12 protein-coding genes are annotated in these 25,429 nt (G+C 62.4%); 11 read left to right on the top strand and 1 reads right to left on the bottom strand.

Annotated elements, in window-relative coordinates; translation table 11 throughout:
• The 5 genes from virB11 to IE122_RS15075 are packed head-to-tail and all read left to right on the top strand — an operon-like array spanning nt 1 to nt 5,378.
• Nucleotides 1–1,005: a P-type DNA transfer ATPase VirB11 gene (gene virB11, locus IE122_RS15095; RefSeq protein WP_189622078.1), complete on the top strand. Its 1,005-nt coding sequence runs from the start codon at nt 1–3 to the stop codon at nt 1,003–1,005.
• Nucleotides 989–2,950, top strand: coding sequence for a type IV secretory system conjugative DNA transfer family protein (locus IE122_RS15090; RefSeq protein WP_189622077.1), 1,962 nt, complete (start codon nt 989–991; stop codon nt 2,948–2,950). The genes virB11 and IE122_RS15090 overlap by 17 nt, the downstream gene beginning before the upstream one ends.
• Complete coding sequence (locus tag IE122_RS15085; protein ID WP_189622076.1) at nt 2,940–3,803, top strand: LPD7 domain-containing protein; 864 nt, start codon at nt 2,940–2,942, stop codon at nt 3,801–3,803. Before IE122_RS15090 ends, IE122_RS15085 begins: the two co-directional genes overlap by 11 nt.
• A gap of 45 nt (nt 3,804–3,848) precedes the next feature.
• Nucleotides 3,849–4,541 carry a HEPN domain-containing protein gene (locus IE122_RS15080; protein ID WP_189622075.1) on the top strand — a complete coding sequence of 231 codons (693 nt, stop codon included), beginning with the start codon at nt 3,849–3,851 and terminating at the stop codon, nt 4,539–4,541.
• Nucleotides 4,542–4,544: 3 nt separating this feature from the next.
• Nucleotides 4,545–5,378, top strand: coding sequence for a protein NO VEIN domain-containing protein (locus IE122_RS15075; protein WP_229814237.1), 834 nt, complete (start codon nt 4,545–4,547; stop codon nt 5,376–5,378).
• Between the two features lie 36 nt (nt 5,379–5,414).
• Here the strand turns inward: IE122_RS15075 and IE122_RS15070 are convergent, their stop codons facing one another.
• Nucleotides 5,415–6,398 (bottom strand): helix-turn-helix transcriptional regulator, encoded by a 984-nt coding sequence (locus IE122_RS15070; RefSeq protein ID WP_189622074.1) that lies wholly within the window; start codon nt 6,396–6,398, stop codon nt 5,415–5,417.
• 104 nt (nt 6,399–6,502) lie between these two features.
• Between IE122_RS15070 and IE122_RS15065 the strand changes: the two genes are divergently transcribed.
• The 6 genes from IE122_RS15065 to IE122_RS15040 all read left to right on the top strand — a co-directional run bounded on the left by IE122_RS15065 (nt 6,503) and on the right by IE122_RS15040 (nt 25,423).
• Nucleotides 6,503–9,802 (top strand): TM0106 family RecB-like putative nuclease, encoded by a 3,300-nt coding sequence (locus IE122_RS15065; RefSeq protein ID WP_189622073.1) that lies wholly within the window; start codon nt 6,503–6,505, stop codon nt 9,800–9,802.
• A gap of 3 nt (nt 9,803–9,805) precedes the next feature.
• Nucleotides 9,806–10,915 (top strand): metallophosphoesterase family protein, encoded by a 1,110-nt coding sequence (locus IE122_RS15060; protein ID WP_189622072.1) that lies wholly within the window; start codon nt 9,806–9,808, stop codon nt 10,913–10,915.
• A complete protein-coding gene (locus IE122_RS15055) occupies nt 10,912–13,542 on the top strand; it encodes an AAA family ATPase (RefSeq protein WP_189622071.1) in 2,631 nt (876 codons plus the stop codon). Before IE122_RS15060 ends, IE122_RS15055 begins: the two co-directional genes overlap by 4 nt.
• 168 nt (nt 13,543–13,710) lie before the next feature.
• Nucleotides 13,711–18,825, top strand: a complete 5,115-nt coding sequence (locus IE122_RS15050) for a DEAD/DEAH box helicase family protein (RefSeq protein ID WP_189622070.1) — start codon at nt 13,711–13,713, stop codon at nt 18,823–18,825.
• Entirely contained in the window at nt 18,822–21,623 is a 2,802-nt protein-coding gene (locus tag IE122_RS15045) for a DEAD/DEAH box helicase (protein ID WP_189622069.1), read from the top strand. The genes IE122_RS15050 and IE122_RS15045 overlap by 4 nt, the downstream gene beginning before the upstream one ends.
• Nucleotides 21,623–25,423, top strand: coding sequence for an Eco57I restriction-modification methylase domain-containing protein (locus IE122_RS15040; RefSeq protein WP_229814235.1), 3,801 nt, complete (start codon nt 21,623–21,625; stop codon nt 25,421–25,423). The genes IE122_RS15045 and IE122_RS15040 overlap by 1 nt, the downstream gene beginning before the upstream one ends.
• Nucleotides 25,424–25,429 lie beyond the last annotated feature (6 nt).

Raw genomic sequence — 25,429 nt, 5'->3', positions numbered from 1 at the left:
ATGCGCGATACCGCCGTCCTGCGCCACTATCTCGCGCCGCTCCTCCCGCTTCTGGAACCGGAGGATGTCACGGAGCTGGTGGTCAACCGTCCGGGGGAAGCGGGGATCGAGGACCGCCAAGGGTGGCGCTGGCAGGAGATGCCGGAGCTGGACAGCGACTGGCTGGGGACGCTCGCCGTTGCCGCGGCGAGCTTCACGCACCAGGATATCGATGGTCAGTCTCCGATCTGTTCGACGGTCCTGCCGGGCGGCGAGCGCTGCCAGATCGTCATACCGTCGGTCACCCCAAGCGGTTGCCCTTCCTTCACGATCCGCAAACCGTCGACCGTGACCCTGCCGATCGACCAACTGGCTGGGGCAGGGCTGTTCCGGATGACGCGCGCCAGCGCCAAGGGTCTCACCGATGTCGATGCGCGGTTAGTGGCGCTGCGCGACGCGGGCGACTGGCCGGAATTCTTCAAGGTCGCCGTTCCGGCACGCAAGAACATTCTGGTCAGTGGCGCCACGGGTTCGGGAAAGACGACCCTCGCGAAAGCGCTCATCCAGCTTATCCCACCGGAGGAGCGGTTGCTCACCATCGAAGACACCCGTGAGCTGGTCGTGCCTCATCGCAATGTCGTCCATATGGTCTATTCGAGCGAGGGGCAGGGCCTGGCCAAGGTTGGCGCCAAGCAGCTGCTCGAAAGCGCGCTGCGCATGCGGCCCGACCGCATCCTGCTCCAGGAGCTGCGTGACGGCACCGCATTCTTCTATCTGAGGAACGTCAATTCCGGGCATCCCGGATCGATCACGACCGTCCACGCCGGTTCACCCGCCGGCGCGTTCGAACAGCTGACGCTGCTCGTCAAGGAATCGGAAGGCGGCCGCGATCTCGCCCGCGACGATATTCGCGGACTCCTTCGCATGCTCGTCGACGTCGTTGTGCAGACACGCCGTCACGGCGGGCGGTTTGAGGTCGACGAGATCTATTTCGAGCCGAGGATGGGCGATGCTGGCGCAGCGTAGTCCCTGGGCGATTGGCCTGTGCGTGATCGGCGCAATTCTGTTGTGGGCTGTCATTACCCTGTTCGTTGCCTTGTTCGGGCTCGGGCAGATCGGACCTAATATCGATCTCGGCACTCTGCCGGCTTGGCTCTGGTATTATCGTGGTGATCCGCTGCTCGGGGATTGGATCAAGCGGGGTGCGATGGCCGGCGCAGCCGTGGTCGCGCTTCTTGTCCTGACGATCCTGCGGCGAGGCCCATCCTTGCACGGCAGGGCTCGGTTTGCACGCGAGGGCGAAATCCGACGCGAGGGGCTGCGTGCCCCGTCTGGCATTGTCGTTGGACGCAAAGCAGGGCGTTTCCTCATTTTCGGCGGAAACGAGCATGTCCTGCTCGAAGCGCCGACGCGCGCCGGGAAGGGCGTCGGTGTTGTCATCCCCAATCTGCTGACCTGGCCGGATTCGGTCGTCGTGCTCGATGTGAAGCGGGAGAATTGGAGTACCAGCGCCGGTTATCGCCAACGTGCCGGTCAATCGGTTTACCTCTTCGATCCGTTGGACCCTGAAGGGCGGACGGCACGGTACAATCCCCTGGCGCATATCCGGCGAGCCGATGACACCGAAGTCGTCAACGAGCTTCAGAAAATCGCAGTCATGCTCTTCCCCGCGCCGGAACGATCGGACCCGTTTTGGGCCGAAGCGGCGCGGGCGGCCTTCATCGGCGTCGGCGTGCTCGTTGCTGCCAATCCTGGCATGCCCTTCACGATCGGCGAGATCTATCGACGGCTCACTACTGGCGATCCCAAGAGCGATCTTCCCAAGGCCCTGGAAGAAGCGAGGGCGGCGGGACAGCGGCTAAGTCAGGCATGCGTCTCGGCAATCCAGGATTTCGCCTCGGCTTCGGACAACACCTTTTCCGGGATTAAGCAGACGATCACTGCGCGCCTCAATCTCTGGCTCAACCCCGTCGTCGATGCGGCGACATCGGCAAGCGATCTCGATCTGCGCGAAGTCCGTGCGCGGCGGATGTCGATCTATCTCGGTGTCTCGCCCGACAATATCGACCGGATCGCGCCAGTTTATAGCCTCTTCCTACAGCAGCTGGTGGATCTCAACACGCGCGATTTGCCCGATGCTGCCAGCAATGTCCCTGTCCTGATCTTGCTCGATGAATTCGCAAGGCTCGGGAAGGCCTCGGTCATCGCGGGCGGCTTTTCCTATGTCGCCGGATACGGCTTGCGCCTGCTGCCAGTGATCCAGAGCCGGGCGCAACTGCGGGCCATTTATGGTCCCGATGTTACCGACGAAATCATCGCCAATTGCGGCCTTGAGGTGGTGTTTACGCCCAAGGAGCTGAAGGTCGCGAACGAGCTTTCGGAGCGGCTCGGCTTCTTCACGATGAACGTGAAATCGCGCAGCCGAACGATTCATGGGCTGCTGGCCAATCGCAGCGTATCGGAATCCGATCAGCGCCGCGCCCTCCTGCTGCCGCAGGAGCTGATGCAGATGCCCAAGACCGAGCTCTTGTTGCTGCGCGGCGGGATCGCGCCGGTTCGTGGCAGGAAGATCGCCTTTTATCGAATGCCGCGCTTCACACGGCGCGTTTTGTCGCCACCTGTTCTGCCGTCGCGGCCTATCCCCGCCGCTGCGTCCCCAACTGTTCTGCCGCCAGGCAAGCATCAGGTGGTGTCCCCTTACAATGACGCGGAGGGACCAACGGCGAAGAGCACGGGCGGGGCCTTGCTGGAGGAGACCAAGATGCGGGAAATGACCGATGGTGAACTGGCGGGCGCGGCCGAGATTACCGATGACATGCTGGTCCTGGGCGACCTGACCGACTTGCCGCCGCCTGGCGATGAGGCAGCCGCTATCGCTTTCGTGTCGGCGATGATCGAGCGGGCGCTCGTGCAGACGGAAGGGGCGTCATCTTCATCCCTCATCCAGGAAAGGGCAGATCATGGCCGCTGAAAAACCTCTGACGCCACGTGGTATGGGCAAGCGTAGCAATACAATTGCGCAGGACTCGGGAGCCAGGTCGGCGAACGCGGCGCAACCGTCGCCCGAACCAGCCAAGAAGGGGAAGTCGTTTGATCCGTCCGTTCTTCAAGCGGCGTCGCCCGGTGACATTCCCGATGCCTTGCGAAAGCGCTATTTCTCCACGACGAGCAAATGGTCGGGCGAGCCGGCATATTTCACGACAGCGCAGGCCAAGGAACCGGCGTTCCGTGACCAGGGCAGACGGCTCATCACCTCCAGCGAGAGCGACGAGGTTGTGCGCGATCTCGTTGCTATCGCTCGCCATCGCGGATGGTCGCACGTCCATGTTACCGGCAGCGAGACGTTCCGAAGGGCCGCGTGGCTCGAAGCCAGTCGCCAAGGTTTGGAAGTACGGGGATATCGGCCGAGCGAACGGGATTTGCAGGAGCTGGACCGAGTGCGGCGCGATGCTAGTCGTAACAGCATCGCCCCTGCCGTCGCCGCGCCGGTGTCGCGCGAACCTGGGCGGGATCGACGCCAGGCTGATGAGGTGTCTAGGCAAACGCTGTCCGAACAAAGCCGGGAGAAGAATGCGCGCGCGGCACAGAGCCAGCTTCGCGTGATCGAGACAGTGGTGCGCTCGGCATTATTCGACAATCCCGATGCCGTTGCCAGGGTGATGAAGGTGGCAAACGACAAGGTGCGAACGCATCTACAAGCGGGTCGGCAGTTTCAGGCGGCCAAGGTGCGGGACACCTCGGTCCGGGCCGTTGAGCCATCAGGCCGGAACCGGCAGGAACCCGGCAAGGAACGAGCGCCGCCGCAACGATCTCGAGGCCGCTGATCGAGAGGGATTGAGCCTGACCAGCAAGGCTTTACCATATCGGTCATGGCCTATCGCTATCCGCCCGGCAGCCCGCTGCACCATGAGAACTTGAAGGCCAAGCAGCGCGAGCTGCGTGGCGATTTTCCAGAGCCGCTGACGCTCAGGGTGCATCGCGCGCTGTCGTGGCTGCGCCGTGCCGAGGCCGAGCAAACCGATGAGGATGTGCGTTTCATCCTGCTCTGGATCGGCTTCAACGCGGCCTATGCTGGCGACGTTGAAGCATCACGGGTGATTGGTATCCCCGAGGGCGAGCGGGGATTGTTCCAGGCCTTCTTCGCAACCCTTGTGGGCTTTGATGGCAAACATCGTATCTACGACATGGTCTGGCAGCGCTTCCCTCAGGAAATCCGGGTGCTGCTCGCAAACCGCTATGTCTTCCATCCCTTTTGGCAGCATCACAATGGTGCGCCTGGCTATGCGGATTGGGCAGAAAAATTGGAGCGATCTCGCGGCGCGATAGGCGCCGCATTGCGCGATCACGACACGGCCAGGATTCTCTCGATCCTGTTCGACCGGCTTTATGTGCTGCGCAACCAACTGGTGCATGGTGGCTCGACATGGAACAGCGATGTCAATCGCGCCCAGGTCAGGGATGGCGCCGCGCTGCTCGGCTGCTTGCTGCCGATCTTCATCGATCTGATGATGGACAATGCCGGGCATGAATGGCCGATGCCGAACTACCCGGTGGTGGAGTAGGGCGTGGCGGAAGTCTGGTCCGATCAGGAAATTGATCACATCGTCGCCGACTATTTCGCCATGCTCACCGACGAGCTGGTTGGTCGCTCCTTCAATAAAGCGGCGCGAAACCGCGATCTTCAGGCCGTGATCGACCGCAGCAAGGGCTCGATCGAGTTCAAGCATCAGAACATCAGCGCGGTCTTGCTCGGCCTCGGTCAGCCTTGGATCGAGGGCTACAAGCCGGCCGCCAATTTCCAGAATGCGCTGGTCGATGGCGTCCTGCGGTGGTTGGAGGCGCGGCCCGAATGGCTGGCTCCCGACAGGCTCTCACGAGCTGCCCTGAACGTACTGGAAGCGCAAGGATCACTGCGGATCGGGCCGCCGCCCACGGTGCGCAACGAACCGTCGCCCATCGATCCAGCGTTCATGGCCGCGATCGGCCGCAAATATAATGTCGCCGAGCGCGATGCGCGCAACCGGGCGCTTGGCAAGGCGGGTGAAGAATGCGTGCTGCATCATGAGCGCCGTCATTTATCTGCCGCGGGCCGCGACGATCTCGCGGACAAAGTCCGCTGGACATCTGTGCAGGATGGCGATGGTTTTGGCTTCGATATCCGGAGCTTTGAAGCGGACGGGCGCGAGAAGCTGATCGAGGTCAAGACCACCAATGGATGGGAGCGCACGCCTTTTCATATCTCTCGCAATGAGCTGGCCGTCGCCGATACGAGGCGCGAGGAATGGTGCCTCATGCGGCTGTGGAATTTCGCCCGTGCGCCGAGCGCCTTCACGCTACGCCCGCCCTTGAGCGATCATGCCCAATTGACGGCGACCAGTTTCCTCGCCGAGCTCAATTGAAAACGGCCGCCACCAAGGGCGACACAAATCGAACAATCAGGGCAGGGCCGGGAAGTCGGGACGCGCATGGCCTTCAACCAGCGCCCGGAGTCCTGCCGGTTCGAGGACTTCGACCTTGTCGCCCCACTGATAGAGATGCCAGGCCATTTCCAGCCAGCCTGCGGCCTTGAAGCTGACAATCAGACTGCCGTCGTCCCGATATTCGGCCGACTGGTTGGGGTGGAATTGGAACTCCGCCGCACGCGAGGCTGCCTCGGGAAGAAAACGCCAGACGATCTCGCCATATTGGGCGGGGTCCTGATAGGCGCCGAAGGCCTGCGCGGCATGATCGTTCAGGGAAAAGCCGGATTGGATGGGAAAACTCTCATCGAGACATTCAGCGCTATGAATGCGGTCGAGACGAAAATGGCGGAGATTCTCGCCTCGATCCGCCTGGCGCGCAACGAGATAGCTGCGCAATCCCAGCAACAACCCATGCGGCTCGACCGTCCGGGTTTCTGCGTCAGTCTCGCCATAGACAATACGCATTTTGAACGGTCCGCGCAGAGCCTCGATCAGAACGTCGGTGACCTCGGGTTTCATCGCGACCTTTGGGCCTGGCCGCGCCACTTGGCCCAACGCGGATAGGACCGCCTCCGCATCGGCTTCGGACCGCAGCGCATCACGTGGGGAGAGGCGCGTGATCAGGCTGTCTCTTAGATCTTCCAGCGCACGGGCATGGCGGAGCCGGTTCTCATCACGGGCTGCGCGAGCGGCGATTTCCAGGGCCTCGATGGTGTTTTCCTGGCGCGGTTGCAGCCGCTCGGGGATGGGACTTTGGATGCGCCAGCGGCGGCGGCGATCATCATCCTCCATGACAACGACATTCGCGAAATTATCCTCCAGCGCACTTGTCATGCGCTGCGCTGTACGGTGCGAAATACCGAATTCCTGAGAGATTTCCTCAAGACTGATGCCCAAACGCCGCGAGGCGGCGAGTTGGGCGAGGCGCAGAAGATCGTTGGCCTTGGCGAAAGTCATTATACGTCCATGTCAGAGATTGACACCCTTGCATGCTAAGGAACAGGGTAGCGCCTGTCGAGGTGATTCCCTCGTGGGTGGCGTTGGGCAATCAAGGGGGCCAAGTGAGGACGATCGGGACCACCATCCTGTTTTCAGCGACCGACCTGATGCGGTTCGTCGGCTGCGCGCATGCGACAGCGCTCGACCTTGCCTATATGCGCGGCGAGCCGCTCACTCCCCGGGAAGATACCGAGGATGCCGCGCTGCTTCAGAAACAAGGCGATGCCCATGAGGCCGCCCATTTGGAGAAGCTGAAAGACGCGGGCAACGGGGTAGTCGAGATTGCGCGTGGTGATCTTGCACAGAACGCGGATGAGACACGAGCGGCCTTGGCGCAAGGCTCGCAGATCATCTTTCAAGGGGCTTTTCTCGCCGAGCGTTGGGGTGGGTGGTCCGATTTTCTCGAGCGAGTCGAGCGACCATCATTGCTGGGGCCGTTCAGCTACGAAGTGACCGACACCAAGCTCAAGCGCAAAGCCCATCCCAAGCATGTGCTGCAGCTCGTGCTCTATTCCGACCTTTTGGCGGAGATCCAGGGCGTGATGCCGGAGCGCGCGCATGTGCAGCTAGGAGATGGCACGCGCGCGACGCTGAGGTTGGCCGACTATGCCCATTATGCGCGCGGTGCGCGGGCTAAGCTCGAGGCCTTTGTTGCTTCCCCTGAGCCAACGCGGCCGATTCCCTGCGCGGATTGTTCGCTGTGCCGATGGGCCGACCATTGCGACGCCGTCCTCACCAGCCAGGACAGCCTGTTCCAGGTCGCCAATATTACACGCGGCCAAGTGAAGAAGTTGGAGGCGTCCGGCATCGAAACCATGGCCGCGCTGGCTCGGCATGACGGCCCGGTGCGCGGCGTTGCGAGTGCGACGGCGGAGAAGCTCGTCGGCCAGGCCAGACTGCAGCACGCGCGCAAAACCGGCGAACCCGCCTTCGAGTTGCGCCCGGCACAGCCAGGCAAAGGCTTTGACCTGCTCCCTCGGCCGCAGGCGGGCGATCTCTTCTACGACATCGAGGGCGACCCTCATTATGAGGGAGGCCTTGAATATCTGCACGGCGTGTGGGCCGATGATAGTTTCCATGCCTTCTGGGCTCATGACCATGCCGCCGAAGCGCAAGCGCTCGAACGGCTGCTTGCGTTTTTTCGTGATCGCCTCACGGCTTATCCGGAGGCCCGCATCTATCATTATGCGCCCTATGAGATCACCGCGCTGCGGCGTCTCACCACACGCTATGGTATCGGCGAGGCCTTTCTCGACCGGCTCATGCGCGAACGGCGCTTTGTTGACCTCTATGCGGTCGTGCGCGGCGCGCTCATTGCTTCCGAACCGAGCTACTCCATTAAGGCGCTGGAGGCCTTTTATGGCTTGAAGCGCGAGGGCGAGGTCAAGACGGCGGGCGGGTCGGTCGTTGCTTATGAAAATTGGCGCGAGACGGGCGATCAACAAATCCTCGACGAAATCGAGGACTATAATCGGGTCGACTGCCAGTCGACCCAGCTTCTGCGCGATTGGCTAGTGGGCATCCGGCCCGATGGTCCCTGGCCCGTGCTTGCACAAGACGCGGCCGAGCAGGAGGTGGTCGAGGACGAGGAAACGACCGCGCTGCGCGATCGCTTGGCCGCATCCTCTCTGACTCCAGAGCGTCAGGAATTGCTGTTCAATCTGGGGCTGTTCCACAAGCGTGAAGCCAAGCCTGCTCAGTGGACGGTTTTCGACAGCGCGGCGCGCGATGAGGAAGAGCTTGTCGATGATCTCGACGCCTTGGCGGGACTCGAGGCGATATCCGGGATCGAACCCATCAAGCGCTCGGTGATGCGCACCTATCGCTTTCCGTCTCAGGAAACCAAATTGCGCGAAGGCGGCAAGGCCACTGTGCCCGGGATTGACGGACCGCCGTCAACCGTTGCGATTGAGGCGCTGGATCGCGATGCGTGCACGATCACCTTGAAGGTCGGCGTGGCAAGGGCCGAACTCCTCACCGATCGGCTGACCCTGCATCCGGATTGGCCGCTCGATACCAAGGTGTTGGCCGCAGCGGTGCGCGACGTCATCGAGGATCAATGCGGGCCGCGGCGCTTGTCTGCCGTCGATGATCTGCTGTCGGGCGCCGCCCCGCGCCTGAACGGCATCGACGGCGATATCCTCTGCGGCGGGGAACCGGTAGCGGGCACCTTTGCCGCGGCGCACACTATGGACCAGACGTTGCTCCCGATCCAGGGACCGCCGGGAACGGGCAAGACGCACGTCACGGCCCGGGTGATCCTGGCGCTGGTTAAAGCGGGACATCGGGTCGCCGTCGCCTCGAACAGCCATGAAGCGATCCGCAATGTCCTGCTCGGCTGCCTGCGTGCTAGCGAGGAAGAAGGTGGCACCTTTCCCGTGTCGTTTGCCCACAAGGTTTCCGGAGGCGATGATGGCTATGCCAGCGATTGTCCCGTTCACCGCGCCACGGCCAATGATGACCTGATCCTCGCCCGCGCCAATGTGGTCGGCGGCACGGCCTTCTTCTTCGCGCGCGATGAGAATGTGCAGGGCTTCGATTGGTTGTTTGTCGATGAGGCGGGGCAAGTGGGCCTCGCCAACATGGTCGCCATGGGTCGTGCCGCGCGCAATATCGTGCTGGTCGGCGATCCGCGTCAGCTGCCTCAGGTCATCCAGGGCGCGCATCCTGCGCCCGCCAACTTGTCATGCCTGGAATGGATGCTGGGCGAGTATGCCACCGTCCCTCCCGATCGGGGCATATTTCTTGCCGAGACCCGGCGGATGCATCCCGCGGTTTGTGACTTCATTTCAGACCAGGTCTATGAGGGGCGGCTAGCCAGCCATAGCGATACCGAGCGTCAGAGCGTTACCGGAACGGCCTGGCCCACGGCCGGCGCATATTGGGTTTCGGTTGCTCATGACGGTAATGCCCAGATCGCCGCTGAGGAAGTTGCGGCGATCAGCGCGGCAATCGAGAATCTCCTGCAAGGGAGCTGGACCGACAAGAACGGCGCCACGCGCCCTATCGGCCCCGGCGACATCATCGTCGTCGCCCCCTATAATGCACAGGTCAACGCGCTGCGGGCAGGGCTGCCGGGCAGCATCCGCGTCGGCACGGTCGACAAGTTCCAGGGCCAGGAAGCCCCTATATGCCTGGTCTCCATGACGGCATCCTCGGCCGACGAGACCGCCCGCGGCATGGAGTTTCTCTTCTCGCTCAACCGCATCAATGTCGCGGTTTCACGCGCCAAAGCGCTCGCGCTTGTATTTGGCAGCGACCGCTTGCGCGAGGCCAACTGCAGCAGCATCGAGCAGATGCGGCTCGTCAACACGCTCTGTGCCCTTCCTCCATTTTCTGCGCCTCTCAGTACGGGATCTTGATCCATGCGTTTCCTCCACACCGCTGACTGGCAGCTCGGCAAACCCTTCGGCCGGTTCGAGCCCGAGGTGCGCGCGGCGCTTGGCGAAGCGCGCTTCGACGCCATCGACCGGATCGGCGAGGTCGCTGCCGCCAACCAGGTGGAACATGTGATTGTCGCAGGCGACATCTTCGATACCGAGGGTCCCGAAGATAGGGTCATCGTCCAGGCAGTCTCGCGCATGCAGCGCTATCCCTGCCGCTGGTGGCTGCTCCCGGGCAATCACGACTATGCCCGCAACGGCGGACTGTGGGACCGCGTCCGTCACAAAGCCTCGGACAATATCATCCTGCTCACCGAGCCCGTCGCGCAGGAGATGGAAGCAGGGCTCTGGCTGCTACCCGCACCGCTCCTCCACCGCCACCATCTCGACGATCCGACCGAGTTGTTCGACAGCATGGAAACGCCAGGCGCGAAGCTGCGTATCGGCCTTGCTCATGGTTCGATCCGCGATTTTACTGCGCGCGGCGAGACCAAGAACCAGATCGCGCCGGATCGCGCGAAGCGGTCCAATCTCGACTATCTGGCGCTCGGCGATTGGCATGGCGCGCTCAAGGTCGATCCGCGCACCTGGTATGCCGGAACCCCCGAAACCGACGGATTTCAGCGCGATGAGCCGGGCCATGCCCTGATGATCGAGCTTGCGCCGGGAGTGGAGCCAAAGGTGGAACCCGTGCGCACCGGCCGCTTCCAATGGCTGCTCAGGGATTGGACCTTGCAGGACACGGCCGCCTTTTCGGCGGAATGCGACGTGCTGCTCTCGGCTATCGATCCTGCGGCAACGCTGCTGCGCCTTTCGCTTGCAGGCATCACGAGCCTTGCCGACCGCGTCGAGATCCTGTCGCGGCTCGAAGATGACCTGCGGCATCGTCTCCGTTTCCTGGATGTCCGGGCGGACGATCTTGTCGGCCGGCCAGGCGAGCAGGACTTGGCGGATCTCAAGGTCGAGGGATTGCTCGGCATAGCGGCTGAGAAACTCACCGAGACAATCGCAGCCGGCGGGACTGAAGCCATATTGGCGCGGCGCGCGATGGAGCGGCTCTTTGTCGAATATCATCGGGGGAGCCAAGCATGAGCCTCCAACTGCGGCGGATCAGCCTCAACAATTTTCGCAAGTTCCGCGAGCCCCTGACGATCGAAGGGCTGGGCGAGGGGCTCAACATCATCATCGAGCCCAACGAGAGTGGGAAATCCACGATCCTTGAGGCCCTGCGTGCGGCTTTCTTCGTCCGCCATGCCACGAAGAATCAGCTCGCCCAAAGTTTTGCGCCTTATGGCGAGGCGGTCGCGCCAGAAATCGAAGTCAGTTTCGATATTGGCACCGACAGCTGGAAAATCGCCAAACGCTTTCTCAAAGGCCCCCAAGTCGAAGTCACGGGGCCGCAGGGCCGGGCGCAGGGCGAGGAGGCTGAAAATCGGCTGCAAGCGCTTCTAGGGTTCGTCAAGGATAGTAGCCAGCGTGGTGACCCGGCCACCTATGGCGCGCTCGGTCTGCTTTGGGTTCCGCAGGCGCAGGCGCTCGAAGTGACGGCGCCCGGCAGCATCGTGCGCAGCAGCATCCAGGCAACGCTGGAGGCAGAGGTCGGGACGATCGTCGGCGGCGCTGCCTATGAGCGCGTCCGGAAGCGGATCGATGAGCAATATGACATTTACTGGACACCGACTGGAAAGGCGCAGTCGAAGGGGCGCTGGCAAGCGGCACGGGATCGTGACCAGCAGGCGCGCCAAACCGCTGCGGATGCGACCAAGCGGCTCGATGCGCTCGAAACGAGCTTCGGCGAGCTGGAGACCGCGCGCGGCCGACTGAAAGTTATCGAGCGGGAGCTGGCGGACGAGACCGAGCAAGAACAGCGCGCCGATCTTGTTCAGTCTCTGGAGATCGCCAGGGCTGCCGCGCAGATCCTGGAGACCCGCAAGGCCGAGCATGGGAATTTCTCTGCAAACCTCGATCGTCTCGACGATCTGCAATCGCAGCATGAGGCGGCGAAGGAAGCGCTGACGGCCGCTGGCGAATCTTTGACCGCAATCGCCGCCGATCGCGATCAGCTTGCAGATCAGCTGGAAGCGGGACGCACGAAGGTGGCTGAGGCGAAAGCAGCGCTCGACCAGGCGCGAGATGATCGCGCCAAAGCCCGTCAGGCGCTTGTGGAAGGGGAGGGACGTCTCGCTAGGCTTCAGCGCCACGCGGCCATCACCGATGCACGCCAGCGGCACACCGAACTCCTAGATCTCGAAAAGCAACTGACCAATGCCCGCAATCAGGCGGCACAGGTCATTCCAGCTGAGGCGTTCGCTCGCCTGGAGGCCAATGACCGTGCTGTCGCGGAAGCGCGGGCAGCCGTCAATGCCGGCGCTACCACTATCGAGCTTACGGGCGACGCTACGGGCATCACCATAGGCGGCGAGCCCCTGACACCAAAAAGCCCGCGCACCTTGACCGGTGAGACGCAGATTGCCCTGGGCGGGGGCATCCTCGTCATCCGTCCGCCGGCAACGGCAGCCAGTGCGGAAGCCCGCCTCGCCGAATTGCTCGAGCGACAGGAACTGGGACTGGCCGAATGGGATGTGGCCGACCTCATTGCGGCCCGGACGCGAAACGATACTGCGCGCGACGCGCAGGGGACCGTCCAACTGCTCGAAACCAAAATTACCGGCCTCACGCCGGCGCAGCCGCTGTTGGATCTCGCGGCAGGCCCCGATGCGCTCAAGCTGTTCGTGGCAGGTGTTCCAGCGGAATCACCGGCGGCCGATGAAGACGAGATCTCGACCGACCAGCTCACCCGACGCCTGGAAGAGGCGGAAACGGTCGTAGTGCGCGCTGAAACCTTGCACGACCAAGCCGTTCAGGACCTACGAGAAATAGAGGATAGGGACCGCCCGCTTGCCGCCGCGCAGGCGGGCGCGGAGCGCGATCAGACCCATGCATCGGATCGCATCGCTCAGCTCGAAGGAAAGCCCGATTTTGCCGGGCTTGCCGACGCCATCGCCAAAGCCCGGGAGGATGTTGCCCAGGCCGCTGTCAAGCTGGCCGAAGCGAAGCGCGACGCCACCGCGCATGATGTGCAGGCGATCAGCCGCAAGATCGAAACGATCGATAGCCGGGCAAGGGCTGGTCAAACCCGGCGGAGCGACCTCGAAAAGGATATCGCCCGCCTTGAGGCGATCATTGAGAGCGAGGGTGGCAAGGGCCTGGCGAGCCTGGCCGCAGCTGCAGCCGAAGAAGCCGATGCCGCAACGCAAGCGCTGGCTCGGCTCGACGAAGAGGCGGCCACGGTCAAAATGCTCAAGGATGTGCTGGACGAGGCGCGCGCGGAGGTATCTCGAACCTTCGTTGGCCCAGTGGCCCAGCGCGCTCGCGTTCATGTCGAGCGCCTTTTCCCCGGCGCCGACCTCAGCTTCGATGAAGAACTCGGTCTGGCCTCGGTCACGCGATCCGGCCTGAGCGAAGCCTGCGGAACGCTCTCAAAGGGGACGCAGGAGCAGCTGGCGGTCCTCACCCGCCTCGCCTTTGCCGACATGCTGCTGGAGCAAGGAACGCCGGTCTCGCTGATCCTCGACGATCCACTGGTCTACTCCGACGACGGCCGGCTCGATCTGATGACCGAGATCCTGGAGGAAGCCTCCCAGCGCATGCAGGTGATTTTGCTTACCTGTCGGGACCGAGCGTTCCGGCATTTGACGGCCACGCGGGTGCAGCTTTGAGCCTGCTGCCTGGCGCTCGCATTGAACGATTTAGGAGTTATGTAGGATTTGGTTCACGAGTACGGGCATTGTGCGAGAATGACAAAGGCGATGATAATTTAAGTATCGAAAAATACAGGAAAGTGCTGTTTTGGCTGAAACTTGATTGCCATGTCGCGAGGGGGACGCGTGAACGTTTTTGATCTCGATACTGACCTAATAGAGCGTTATGAAAATTTCGCGCGTTCGTTCACTTCGATCCGCGCAGACGACATTAGCGAACAGGTCAACGCGATTTACGCCGGGCAGAAATTCTGGCCCGAACCCCTGATTGGTCTGAACCCCCATTTCCTCGAAGGCCGCGGCCTCGTCGATCTTGCCAAGGACGGCGTGGTCGATCCGGATTTACCCAAGGTGTTCGCCGTAGGAGCCGGACGCAGCCCGATCAGCCTGCATCGCCATCAGGACGAAGCGCTCATGAAAGCGCTTCAGGCCAAAAATTACATCGTCACCACCGGCACCGGCTCGGGCAAGTCGCTATGCTTTTTTGTGCCGATCATTGACCGCATCCTGAAGGCGCGCCGCGCTGGTGAGGCCCAGCGCACGCGGGCGATCGTCATCTACCCGATGAATGCGCTCGCCAATTCGCAGCAGGAGGAGTTGGAGAAGTTCATCGGGGAGTGCGGTCTTTCCGATGGGATGAAGCCGACATTCGCCCGCTACACCGGCCAGGAGAAAGAAGCCGAGCGCAAGCGCGTGGCTGACGAAAAGCCGGACATCATTCTCACCAACTTCATGATGCTCGAACTGCTGATGACCCGGCAGGACGAACTCGACCAGAAGGTTATCGCCAATATGGCGGGCCTGGAGTTTCTGGTTCTCGACGAACTCCATACCTATCGCGGCCGACAGGGGGCGGATGTTGCGCTGCTGGTGCGACGGGTGCGCGAACGCATGGGAGCGAAGAAAATGCTCTGCGTCGGCACCTCGGCGACCATGGCGTCCGGGGATGAGGATGCGGGCCGCAAGGCGGTGGCGTCTGTCGGCACAACCCTTTTCGGCAGCCCCGTGCATCCGGATGATGTCATCACCGAAAGCCTGAGACGCTGCACCGAAGGCATCGCTAACGAGGCGACCCTTAAATCTGCGATCGTCAATTCCGCTGGCGTTCCATTCACCGCTGAGGCGTTCAAGGTCGATCCCCTCGCGATCTGGATAGAAACCAATATTGGGCTTGAGGTCGGCGAAACGCTGAAGCGGGCGAAACCCTCAACCCTCACCAATGCGTCGCACCGCCTGTCCGAGGAGACGGGGATCGAGGCGGAGGCCTGCCGCAAGGCTCTCCAGGATCGCCTGATCGCCATGAGCGATTTCAAGGATGACCGCGACCAGGCCTTCATGGCGTTCAAGCTGCATCGCTTCCTGTCCGGCGCTGGCCACGCCCATGCGACGCTCGAAGCTGCTGGGAAACGGCGGGCGGCACTGGCGGCGGAAAAGTTCGACCGCGACAATAGTGAGGCCCGCCTCTATCCGGTCTTCTTTTGCCGCGAATGCGGACAGGAGGTGCATAGCGTCACCATTGACGATGATGGCACTGTCATCGCGCGTCCGATCGATCAGACCCCAAGGGACGGGGTTGATGAACGCGGTGCGGAGCACGGGTTTCTCATCCCCGACGCCAAGGGTGATCTGAATTTCGCCGGTTCCATCGATGATTATCCTGATGACTGGATTGAGCTGACGGCATCGGGTGAACTGCGGCTCAAATCCTCGCATCGCGGCAAGCATGACGGCCGCCTGATGATGCTGGGCGCTAACGGGCGGCGCGATGAGCAGGGCGTTCGCTCGTGGTTCTTCCCCGGTAAATTCCGCTTCTGTCCGCATTGCCGCAATCAGCCGCCACCAGGCGCTCGCGACATCAACAAATTGGCAGGCCTCTCCGCCGAAGGTCGTAGTTCTGCCACGACGCTCATCACGTCGGTGACCCTCGACTGGATGGAACGGGGCCACATCCCGTCTGAAAAGCATCGCCGCAAACTGCTCGGCTTCACCGATAACCGGCAGGATGCCGCACTCCAGGCGGGACACTTCAACGACTTTATCTTCGTGACACTCCTGCGCGGCGCCATGCTGCGTGCCGTCCTCAAAGCCGGTGAGGATGGTCTGAGCCATGAGCAGTTTGGCGATGTCGTGCGCCGTGCGCTCGGGTTCGATCCCGAAAGCGTCGATCGCCGAGCGGAATGGATGCTCGATCCGAACCCGGCCAGCTTCGCGGCGCTGGACGAGGCCAAGAAGGCGGTAAACCGCGTGCTGGCCTATCGCCTCTGGAACGATCTGCGGCGGGGCTGGCGCTATACCAATCCCAACCTGAATCAGTTGGACCTGCTGCGCGTCGAATATCCCGGTATTACCATGCTCGCCGGCGACGATCGCGCCTGCGCCGGCATGGACCAGGAACAGCTCAATGACGGCCAGCGCCGTGGCTTCGAGCTGCTTTCGCAAATCTCCAGTGACGTTCGGCGCGAAATGTTTCGTCTGGTGTTCGACACCATGCGGCAAGGCCTCGCCGTTGCCGTCGATGCCCTCGATCTCAATGAGATTGAGCAGGTCGCGCAGAAATCCCGCCAGCTTCTCAAAGATCCCTGGGCAATCAGCCGGGAAGAAGAGAATAAGGATCTTGTGTGCCAAACGACGCTTGTGCTCGGCACACAGGGCGGCAAGGCGGACAGGATTATCCGGGTTTCCGCGCGGAGCGGCCTTGCCAAAGAATTGGCGAAGTTGGCGGGGGCGCTGCCCCTTGCCGATCGCGAACCGTTGATCGAAGCCATGTTGATGGCGGCTGCGCGCCACCAGATCGTGCGCCAGTTTTCCGCCGGTTCGCTCACCGGTTGGCGGCTCGCCCCGAGTGCTTTGCAGCTCCGTGCAGGTGAGGGGACACCAAGCCCGAGCCACGACAATGCGTTCTTCCGCCAGCTCTATAGCGACGTTGCCGCGCGCCTCGCCACACCTGGCGGGCTGCCCATGGCCTTCGAAGCGCGCGAGCATACAGCGCAGGTCGATTCCCTCCTGCGCGAAATGCGTGAGTGTCGGTTCCGGTACGGCAAGAGCGACCATGAACGCATGAAGGAAATTGCGGGCGATGCGCGCGTTCTCAATGAGAAGCGTGATTTTCTGCCCTTGCTCTATTGCTCACCCACCATGGAACTGGGCGTAGATATATCGCAGCTCAATGTCGTTTACCTGCGCAACGCACCGCCTACGCCGGCGAATTATGCGCAACGCGCTGGCCGTGCTGGCCGTAGCGGCCAGGCCGCGCTGGTCATCACCTACTGCGCCGCGCAAAGTCCGCACGACCAATATTATTTCGAACGCCGGACCGATCTCGTCGCAGGGATCGTTCGCGCACCCGCGATCGACCTCCTCAATCGCGACCTTCTTGCCGCGCATGTCCATGCCGAATGGCTCGCTGCCGCACAGGAGGGGCTGGGCAAGTCGATCCCGGAAAACCTCGATATGACCGAGACCGATCTGCCGGTCTGCGAACGGCTGCAAAAAGCTTTTGCCGTGGCCAGCGCGGACGTCGACGCCCGTGATCGTGCCGAGCGGGTCGTCGCCTCGGTCCTGCCACAGGATGGCGCAGCCGAAATCGGCGAAGCCTCGGACTTTGTCGGCCATCTCTGGAGCAACGCGGCAACGGCGTTCAACACGGCGTTCAAACGCTGGCGAACACTCTACAATTCCGCCCATGAAGAACGAAAGGCTGCCAGCGAACTCGGCAATCAAACCGGGCTGTCGGCGCAAGAACGTCAGGAGGCTCGGACCCGCTATCTAGCGGCCGATCGTCAGGTGCAACTGCTGGAAACAGGCGCATCGTCCACCAGCTCGGACTTCTATGCCTATCGCTATCTGGCGACCGAAGGCTTCCTGCCGGGCTATAATTTCCCGCGCTTGCCGCTCTACGCCTTTATCGACGGGGAGAAGTCATCGACGGTGCTCCAGCGTCCGCGCTTCTTGGCGATCGCGGAGTTCGGGCCGAATAGCCTCGTCTATCATGAAGGCAAGGCCTATCGCTGCAATCGCGCCAAGCTCCCTGCCGGAACACGGACCCCCGACAACAAACTGACGACGATGACTGTGCGATGCTGTCATTCGTGCGGCGCGGCCCATAGCGTGGAAACGCAGGAGCGCTGCATTGCTTGCGGCGATGTGCTGACCGAGGAAGGACGGCTTTCCAAGCTCTATCGGATCGAGAATGTCGATGCCGTGCCCGGTGCACGCATTACCGCCAATGACGAGGATCGTCAGAGGCGTGGCTTTGAAATCCGCACGATTTTCGAGTGGGAACCGATGCGCCAGGACCAGCTTCTGCTGAAGTCCGACGACAGCCCGCTGGCGGCACTGCGCTACGGACCGCAGACTCGCGTATCGCGCGTCAATCTCGGCCTGCGCCGCCGCGCCAAGAAGGAAGATACCGGCTTCGACATCGACACAATTTCGGGCCGCTGGCTCAAGAATGAGACGAAAGGTGAGGATGAGGGCGACGATCCCAAAAGCGCCATTCGTCAAACCATCGTGCCTCTGGTCGAGGACACGAAGAACGCGCTGCTGCTGCAATTCGATCGCCAGCTCGACCTCGATGAAGCGCAGATGGCGACCCTCCAGCACGCCCTGATCCGCGCCATCGAGACCGAGCATGTTTTGGAAACCGGCGAGCTTCTGGGCGAGCCGTTACCGACCCGCGACGATCGCAAGGCGATCCTCTTCTATGAGGCATCCGAAGGCGGGGCAGGGGTTCTCAAGCGACTGATGGACGGCGCAGAGCGGTGGCATCGCATCGCGGACGTGGCGCTCGACCTGATGCATTATCGTCGCGATAACGGCGAACTGGTCGAGGCCAACGAACCTTGTGTTGCCGGTTGTTACCGCTGCCTGCTGTCCTATTATAACCAACCAGATCATGAACTGATCGATCGGCGCGATCCTGCGGTGATTGACGTGCTCGATCGGCTAGCGCGCAGCGAGAATGACTGGCCTGCCTATGCTCCCACCGGTGCCGGGGCGCATGATCCATGGATGGCGGCGCTGGCGCAGTGGGGCGCGCCGACGCCCTCCACGGAAACCATTGGCGGCGAGACCTATCATCTTTGCTGGCCGGGGCTGATGGTCATGGCCGTGCCCAGTCCGCCGCCACCAGCACTGGTGACGCGCTGCGCCGAAATTGGCCGCGACTTGATCGCGCTGCCAGTAACCCCTGACGAAACCATGCCGCCTGACCTTGCCGCGGCGCTCGGAGTATCCGCATGAATCTGCCTGCCTTCCAGACTGGCCAGCTCCAGACGGGCGATTTGATCCAGGCCCGTGGGCGGGAATGGATCGTGCTTGGTAAGCCGGATGAACGGCTTGTTCGCGTGCGGCCCCTCTCGGGGTCCGAAGAAGACGCCATCATCATCGCCCCCAGCCTTGAACGGATGCCCGTTCGTCCCGCCACCTTCGATCTGCCGACGGCGGATCAACCCGATACGCAGGACGCCGCCCGTCTGCTCGCCGACGCGCTGCGCCTGTCTCTCCGTCGCGGCGCAGGGCCTTTCCGCAGCGCCGCGCATTTGGGCGTCGAGCCGCGCGCCTACCAGCTCGTTCCTTTGCTCATGGCGCTGAGGCTCGACGTGAAACGGCTGCTCATTGCCGATGACGTTGGTATCGGAAAGACCGTTGAGGCGGGCATGATCCTGCGCGAGATGATCGACCGGGGCGAGGTCGAGCGCTTCTCCGTGTTGTGTCCGCCGCATCTCGTGGATCAGTGGGTCGGCGAGCTGGCGGAAAAGTTCGATATTGATGCCGTGGCCGTCACATCGGCGCGCGCCCGTTCGCTGGAACGCGGACTGGCGCTCGGCGACACCATCTTCGGCATCTATCCCTACACCGTCGTCAGCCTCGACTACATCAAGGCCGACAGCCGGCGGGAAAGCTTCGCACAGGCTTGTCCTGGCTTCGTCATTGTTGACGAGGCCCACACCTGCGTTGGCGGTAGCGAGAAGGGCACACAGCAACGCTACGCTCTGCTCGAACGGCTCGCGGAAGACGCCACGCGCCACCTGCTCCTGCTCACAGCGACCCCGCATAGCGGCAATCAGGATGCCTATGCGCGTCTGCTCAGTCTGTTGCACGGCGACCTCGCTGGTGGTCCCGAGGCGGGCGATCAGAACGCACGGCGCCGCTATGCAGACCGGCTCGCCAAACACTTTGTCCAGCGTCGCCGCCCCGATATTGCCGACAAGTGGGGCGATGCGGGCGCCTTTGCGAAGTCGATGAAAGCGGATGCGCCCTACACGCTGACAGGCGATTTCCAGAACTTCCAGGAAGACGTGCTGGATTATTGCCTTGGTGTCGCAACCCGTGCCGATGGGGAACGGGCGCGGCGGCTCGCCTTCTGGGGAACACTCGCGCTAATGCGCTGCATCGGCTCGTCGCCGGCGGCAGCCCTCAGCGCCTTGCGCAACCGGCTCGGGGGCATGGCGGAGGAAGCCGCACTCGCGCCAGTCCTTTTTGATGACGACGGTGATGAACTGGCCGACACCGACATTGAACCCGCGACCGCGCTGGACCGCGAGGAGCTGGCCGAGCTCAAAGCGCTCATCATGCGCGCGGAAGGACTGGCGGCCCGCTTTGAGGATGATCCCAAATTTCGCGAACTCGTCCGGCAGGTGAAAGACCTGACGGCCAAGAAGGATGCCCGGCCCGTCATCTTCTGTCGCTTCATCACAACGGCCGAAGCTGTGGGCGAAGCGCTGCGCGCCCAGTTCAAGAAGCACGAAGTCGAAATCGTCACCGGCCGCCTGACGCCCGAGGAACGCCGTGGGCGCGTCGAGGCGATGGTGGATCATCCCAATCGCATCCTCGTCGCCACCGATTGTCTGTCTGAAGGGATCAACCTCCAATCACTGTTCAACGCGGTGATCCATTACGACCTCAACTGGAACCCGACACGGCACCAGCAACGCGACGGGCGCGTCGATCGTTTTGGGCAGCCTGAAGATACGGTCTGGTCGGTAATGATGTTCGGCTCAAACTCGATCATCGACGGCGCGGTCATCAAGGTCATCACCGAAAAGATGAAGCGCATCCAACAGGCGACTGGCGTGATCGTGCCGGTGCCGGAGGATTCCGCCAGTGTCTCCAACGCGCTGATGCAGGCGATGCTGCTACATTCCAGCAAACCGCGCGCGCAAGGTCTGTTCGATTTCGGCGACGCCGAGGAACGGCTTGAGATGGAGTGGAAGGACGCAGAGGAAAACGCGCGTAAAAGTCAGACGCGCTATGCGCAGGCTGCGCTCAAGCCCGATGAAGTTCTCCCCGAATGGCACCGCCTGCGCGAACTGCTCGGTGGCCCCGACGAAGTGGAGCGGTTCACCCGCCGGGCACTGGCGCGCATCGATACGCCGCTCGGTGCGGTCGGGAGCCACTACCGGGTCAGCTATGAGGATTTGCCGAAACAGCTTGGCGAGCGCCTTGCAGCCCGCAACCTCACCGGCACCCGCGCCATCGGCTTTGCCGACAAGCTGCAACCCGATGTGGCCCATGTCGGCCGCACGCATCCGCTAGTCGCCATGCTCGCCGAAACCATGGCCGAAGGGGCGCTCGACCCCGGCGGTGTCGAAGGCAAAGCCACGCTCGGTCGCTGCGGTGCCTGGCGCTCTGCGGCGGTGAACAAGCTTACCACTGTGCTGCTGTTGCGCCTGCGCTTCAAACTGACGACTAGCGGTCGCAAGACCCTGCTGGCCGAGGAAGCCACCGCGCTGGCCTTCGCTACAGGTGAAAATGCCGCCATTGCACAAGGTGCCGAAGCCCTGGCTTTGCTCGAACCCGATGCCAGCGGCGACATCGCACCGCCTGTCATCACCAGGCAGGTCGATCAGGCGCTCGCCCGCCTGCCCGAATATGATGCTGCGATCCGTGCCTATGCCCAGGATCGCGCCGCCCAGCTTTCAGAGGATCATGACCGCGTGAAGTTCGCCACACGGGGCGAGGGGGCCACCACCGAAGTCGAAGCCGTTCTGCCTGCCGACGTGATCGGCCTCTATGTCCTCGTGCCGGAGGCGAACTGATGGGCCGTTCCACCAGAGCCGCCGAACTTGGCCTTGTCGCCGTCACCATCGAGGGCGGGCTGATCGCGCCCGAACAGGTGCAGAAGATCGTCGCTGCCGATCGCACAGCGAAAACCGCCGAGGGCTATGGCTGCCCCAAGGGCACCGGCCTCGGCGATGAGATTTCGCGCTATTTCCGCATCGGCCAGCATATCTGGAAAGACTATGACCGGATCGATACTCCCACTGTCACACAAACCGCGCAGTTCGCCCAAACTCTCCTGACGCAGTGCTTTGGTTTCACCGATCTTGCCGGCCCGGTCGAGCATCAGGACGGCACCCGCCGCTATCGCCTGGCCTGGGAGGCCAAGGATGGCCGTGTTCCCGTCGTCGTCGCCGCGCCGGTCGTCGGCGCCGACGCCTTCAACAAAGCGCAGCCCGAGTTCGGGGACGGGGAGGGCGGACGCCCGCGCCGTAGCCCTGTTTCACTGTTGCAGGACTGGCTCAACGCCACAGACCATGCACTGTGGGGCATCGTCTTTGCCGGTGACCGTGTACGCCTGATGCGCGACAATGCCAGTCTGACCCGACCGGCGTGGATCGAGGCGGACCTTGGCGCAATGTTCCGCGACGAGATATTCGCGGACTTCACTGCATGGTGGCTGATCGCTCACGCAACACGCTTTGGTACAGCGGGCGCGCCGCCTTCTGAAAGCCCGCTGGAACAGTGGCGCGAAGAGGGGATGAAACAGGGCATCCAAGCCCGTACCGACCTGCGCCGTAACGTGGAGGAGGCGTTGTTCGAACTGGGGCAGGGGTTGGTAGAGGCCAATCCCGGACTGGTTGAACGCATTCGCTCCGGTGCGCTCCCTCTGCAATCGCTGTTCGGGGAGCTTCTCCGCACCGTCTATCGCCTGATCTTTCTTGCCGTGGCCGAGGACCGTGATCTGCTGCACCCTCGCCGCACACCGCAGGCGGCACGCAGCCTCTATGCCAACAGCTATTCCTTCACCTTCTGGCGCGAACGCTCGCGTCGCCGCGTCGCCCGCGATGGGCACCACGATGCGTGGGAGGCGATGAAGGTCACGCTTTCCAATCTGGAACATGGCCAGGATCTGCTGGGCCTACCTGCTCTCGGCGGCTTATTCGCGAATAGCGAAACGCCGGCGCTGAACGATGCGCTCATTCCCAACCGCCGCTTTCTGTCCGCGATCTTCTGTCTTGGCTTCATCCGCAAGGATGGCGTGACGCACCGCATCAACTGGCGCGACCTCAAAACAGAAGAGCTTGGCAGCGTTTACGAAAGTCTGCTGGAAATCCGCCCCCAGCTTGAATCCAACGGCGACTTCACGCTCGACAGCGGGGCCAAGGGCAATGACCGCAAGACCAGCGGTTCCTACTACACACCGGACTCACTGGTCGAAACGCTGCTCGATTCCTCGCTCGCCCCGGTGCTGGACAAGGCAGAGGCCAATGCCGATACGCCAGAGGACAAGGTCGCCGCCATCCTCGACCTCAAGGTGATCGACCCGGCCTGCGGTTCCGGCCACTTCCTGCTCGGCGCTGCCCGCCGCATGGCAGACCGGGTAGCTAAGCTGCGCAACGAGGATGCTGGCAAGGAAGAGACGCAGGCCGCACTGCGCGATGTCGTTTCCCGCTGCATCCACGGCGTCGACCGCAACCCGATGGCGGTGGAACTTGCCAAGGTGGCGCTATGGATCGAATCCGTGTCTCCGGGACAACCTTTGGGCTTCCTCGACGCTAACATCCGCTGTGGCGACGCGCTGCTGGGCGTCTTCGACCTCGCTGCGCTGGAAGAGGGCATTCCGGATGAGGCCTACAAGCCACTCACAGGTGACGACAAGGAAACCGCCACCGGCCTGCGCAAGCTGAACAAGAGCGAGCGCGATGCCGGCCTGCTTAAACTGGCCTTCGATGCGGGCAAGCTTTCGGGCGAGTTCCGCAAGTTCCACCGCATGACTGAGAATACACCGCGCGAAGTCGCCGCCCGCGCGGTCGAGTTCGATCGCATTCGCCACACGCCCGATTGGCTGACGTTGCGGCAAGCCTGCGACATCTATGTCTCTGCCTTCCTCCTGCCCAAGCCCAAGCTACCCAGCCTTGCCAAGCCGCTCGTCCCCACCACCGCCCACCTGCGTAAAACCATCTCCGGCGGCACCATGCTTGGCAACGACACGGTGGAGGGAGAACTTGCTGCGGCCATAGACAGCGCCGCCCATGCCGCCAGCGTGTTCCACTGGCCGCTTGAATTCCCCGACGTGGTTGTAGGTCGCGGTGGCTTTGACGTGCTGCTGGGCAATCCGCCGTGGGAGCGGATCAAGCTACAGGAACAGGAATTCTTCGCCGGAACCGCGATAGCCGATGCGCCCAATGCCGCAGCGCGGACTAAGATGATCCGCGAATGGTCACAAGCTGAAGAAGGCAGCCATGAGCGCGCGATGGTCGACGCCTTCGAACTGGCGAAGCGCCTTGCCGAAGCATCGAGCGTGTTCTTTACCTCGCCCAAAGATGAAGATCCGACCAAGCTGCCCGCAGGACGTAGGCCCGCTCCGTCGCGGCGCTATCCGTGGACCGGTCGCGGCGACGTCAACACCTATGCTCTGTTTGCCGAGCATTTCCTGAATCTGACGCGGGAAGGTGGAAGGGCAGGAGTGATCGTGCCGACCGGCATCGCAACCGACGCGACCACCGCCCCCTTCTTTGGTCATTTAGTGAGCAGGCAGCGGCTTGCAGGTCTGATTGATTTTGAAAACAGCGCGCCGCTGTTCCCTGGCGTCCATCGCAGCTTCAAGTTTTGCCTACTCACCATCGGCAGCGGCGTGGCATCGGCGGATTTCGCCTTCTTCCTCACCGCCCCCGCACAACTTGAAGATGAACGCCGCCGCTTTACGCTTTCACCCCCGGAAATTGCTAAGATTAACCCGAACACCAGAACCGCACCGGTCTTCCGCTCGCGCCGCGACGCGGAACTGACCGCCACAATCTATAATCGCGTGCCCGTGCTGATCGAGGAGGGTAAGGACAGCGGCAACCCGTGGGGCCTGTCGTTTATGGCGATGTTCCACATGTCCAATGACAGCGGCTCATTTCGCACCGCCGCGCAACTGGCTGAGGAAGGATTCCAGCGCGAAGGGACCAATTGGGTGAGAGAAGCGCGAGAACAAGCGGGTGTGACGGCACGCCGCCAGCTTCAAACTGACCTCCTCGCCACAGCCGAGAACGACCGCAATGACCTTCTCTCGAACCTTCAAGTTGCAGCATCGGCACCTGGGCCGGCCCGGGCGGTCGTCGCGGCAGCCCACATCGAGCGTTACGTGCCGCTCTACGAAGCGAAGATGTTCGACCAATTTAATCACAGGTACTCAGACTATTCAAGTCGAGGTGATGATCGCGGGAATCGCGTCTTACCTGAATTGACCATTCAGCAGTTAAATGACCCAGACCATGAGGTGGTGCCATTTTATTGGGTGCCGTCAAATGAAGCTACCAGTCGGAAACCCGGAGAGAAATATCTCATCGGGTATGGCGAGGCGACAACTGCGACCACGACCCGAACTATGGTCATGACAGCTTTTCCTTTTTCGGGGGTAGGACACAAAACTATCCTAATATTTTGCGCAGAGAACGCACGACGCAGGGCTGCCTTGCTGGCGAACGCCAACGCATTGATACTTGACTACGTTTGCCGAACGAAGGTCTCATATTTAACCCTCGCGCAATTTATAGCCAAACAGCTCCCCATCCTGCCGCCTACAGCGAATCCGATCTCGCCTTCATCATCCCACGCGTGCTGGAGTTGAGCTACA

The sequence above is a fragment of the Novosphingobium colocasiae genome (assembly GCF_014652555.1).
In the GTDB taxonomy this organism is placed as follows: domain Bacteria; phylum Pseudomonadota; class Alphaproteobacteria; order Sphingomonadales; family Sphingomonadaceae; genus Novosphingobium; species Novosphingobium colocasiae.
The sequence above is the reverse complement of the archived record's forward strand: the minus strand, read 5'-3'. Positions and strand labels throughout refer to the sequence as shown.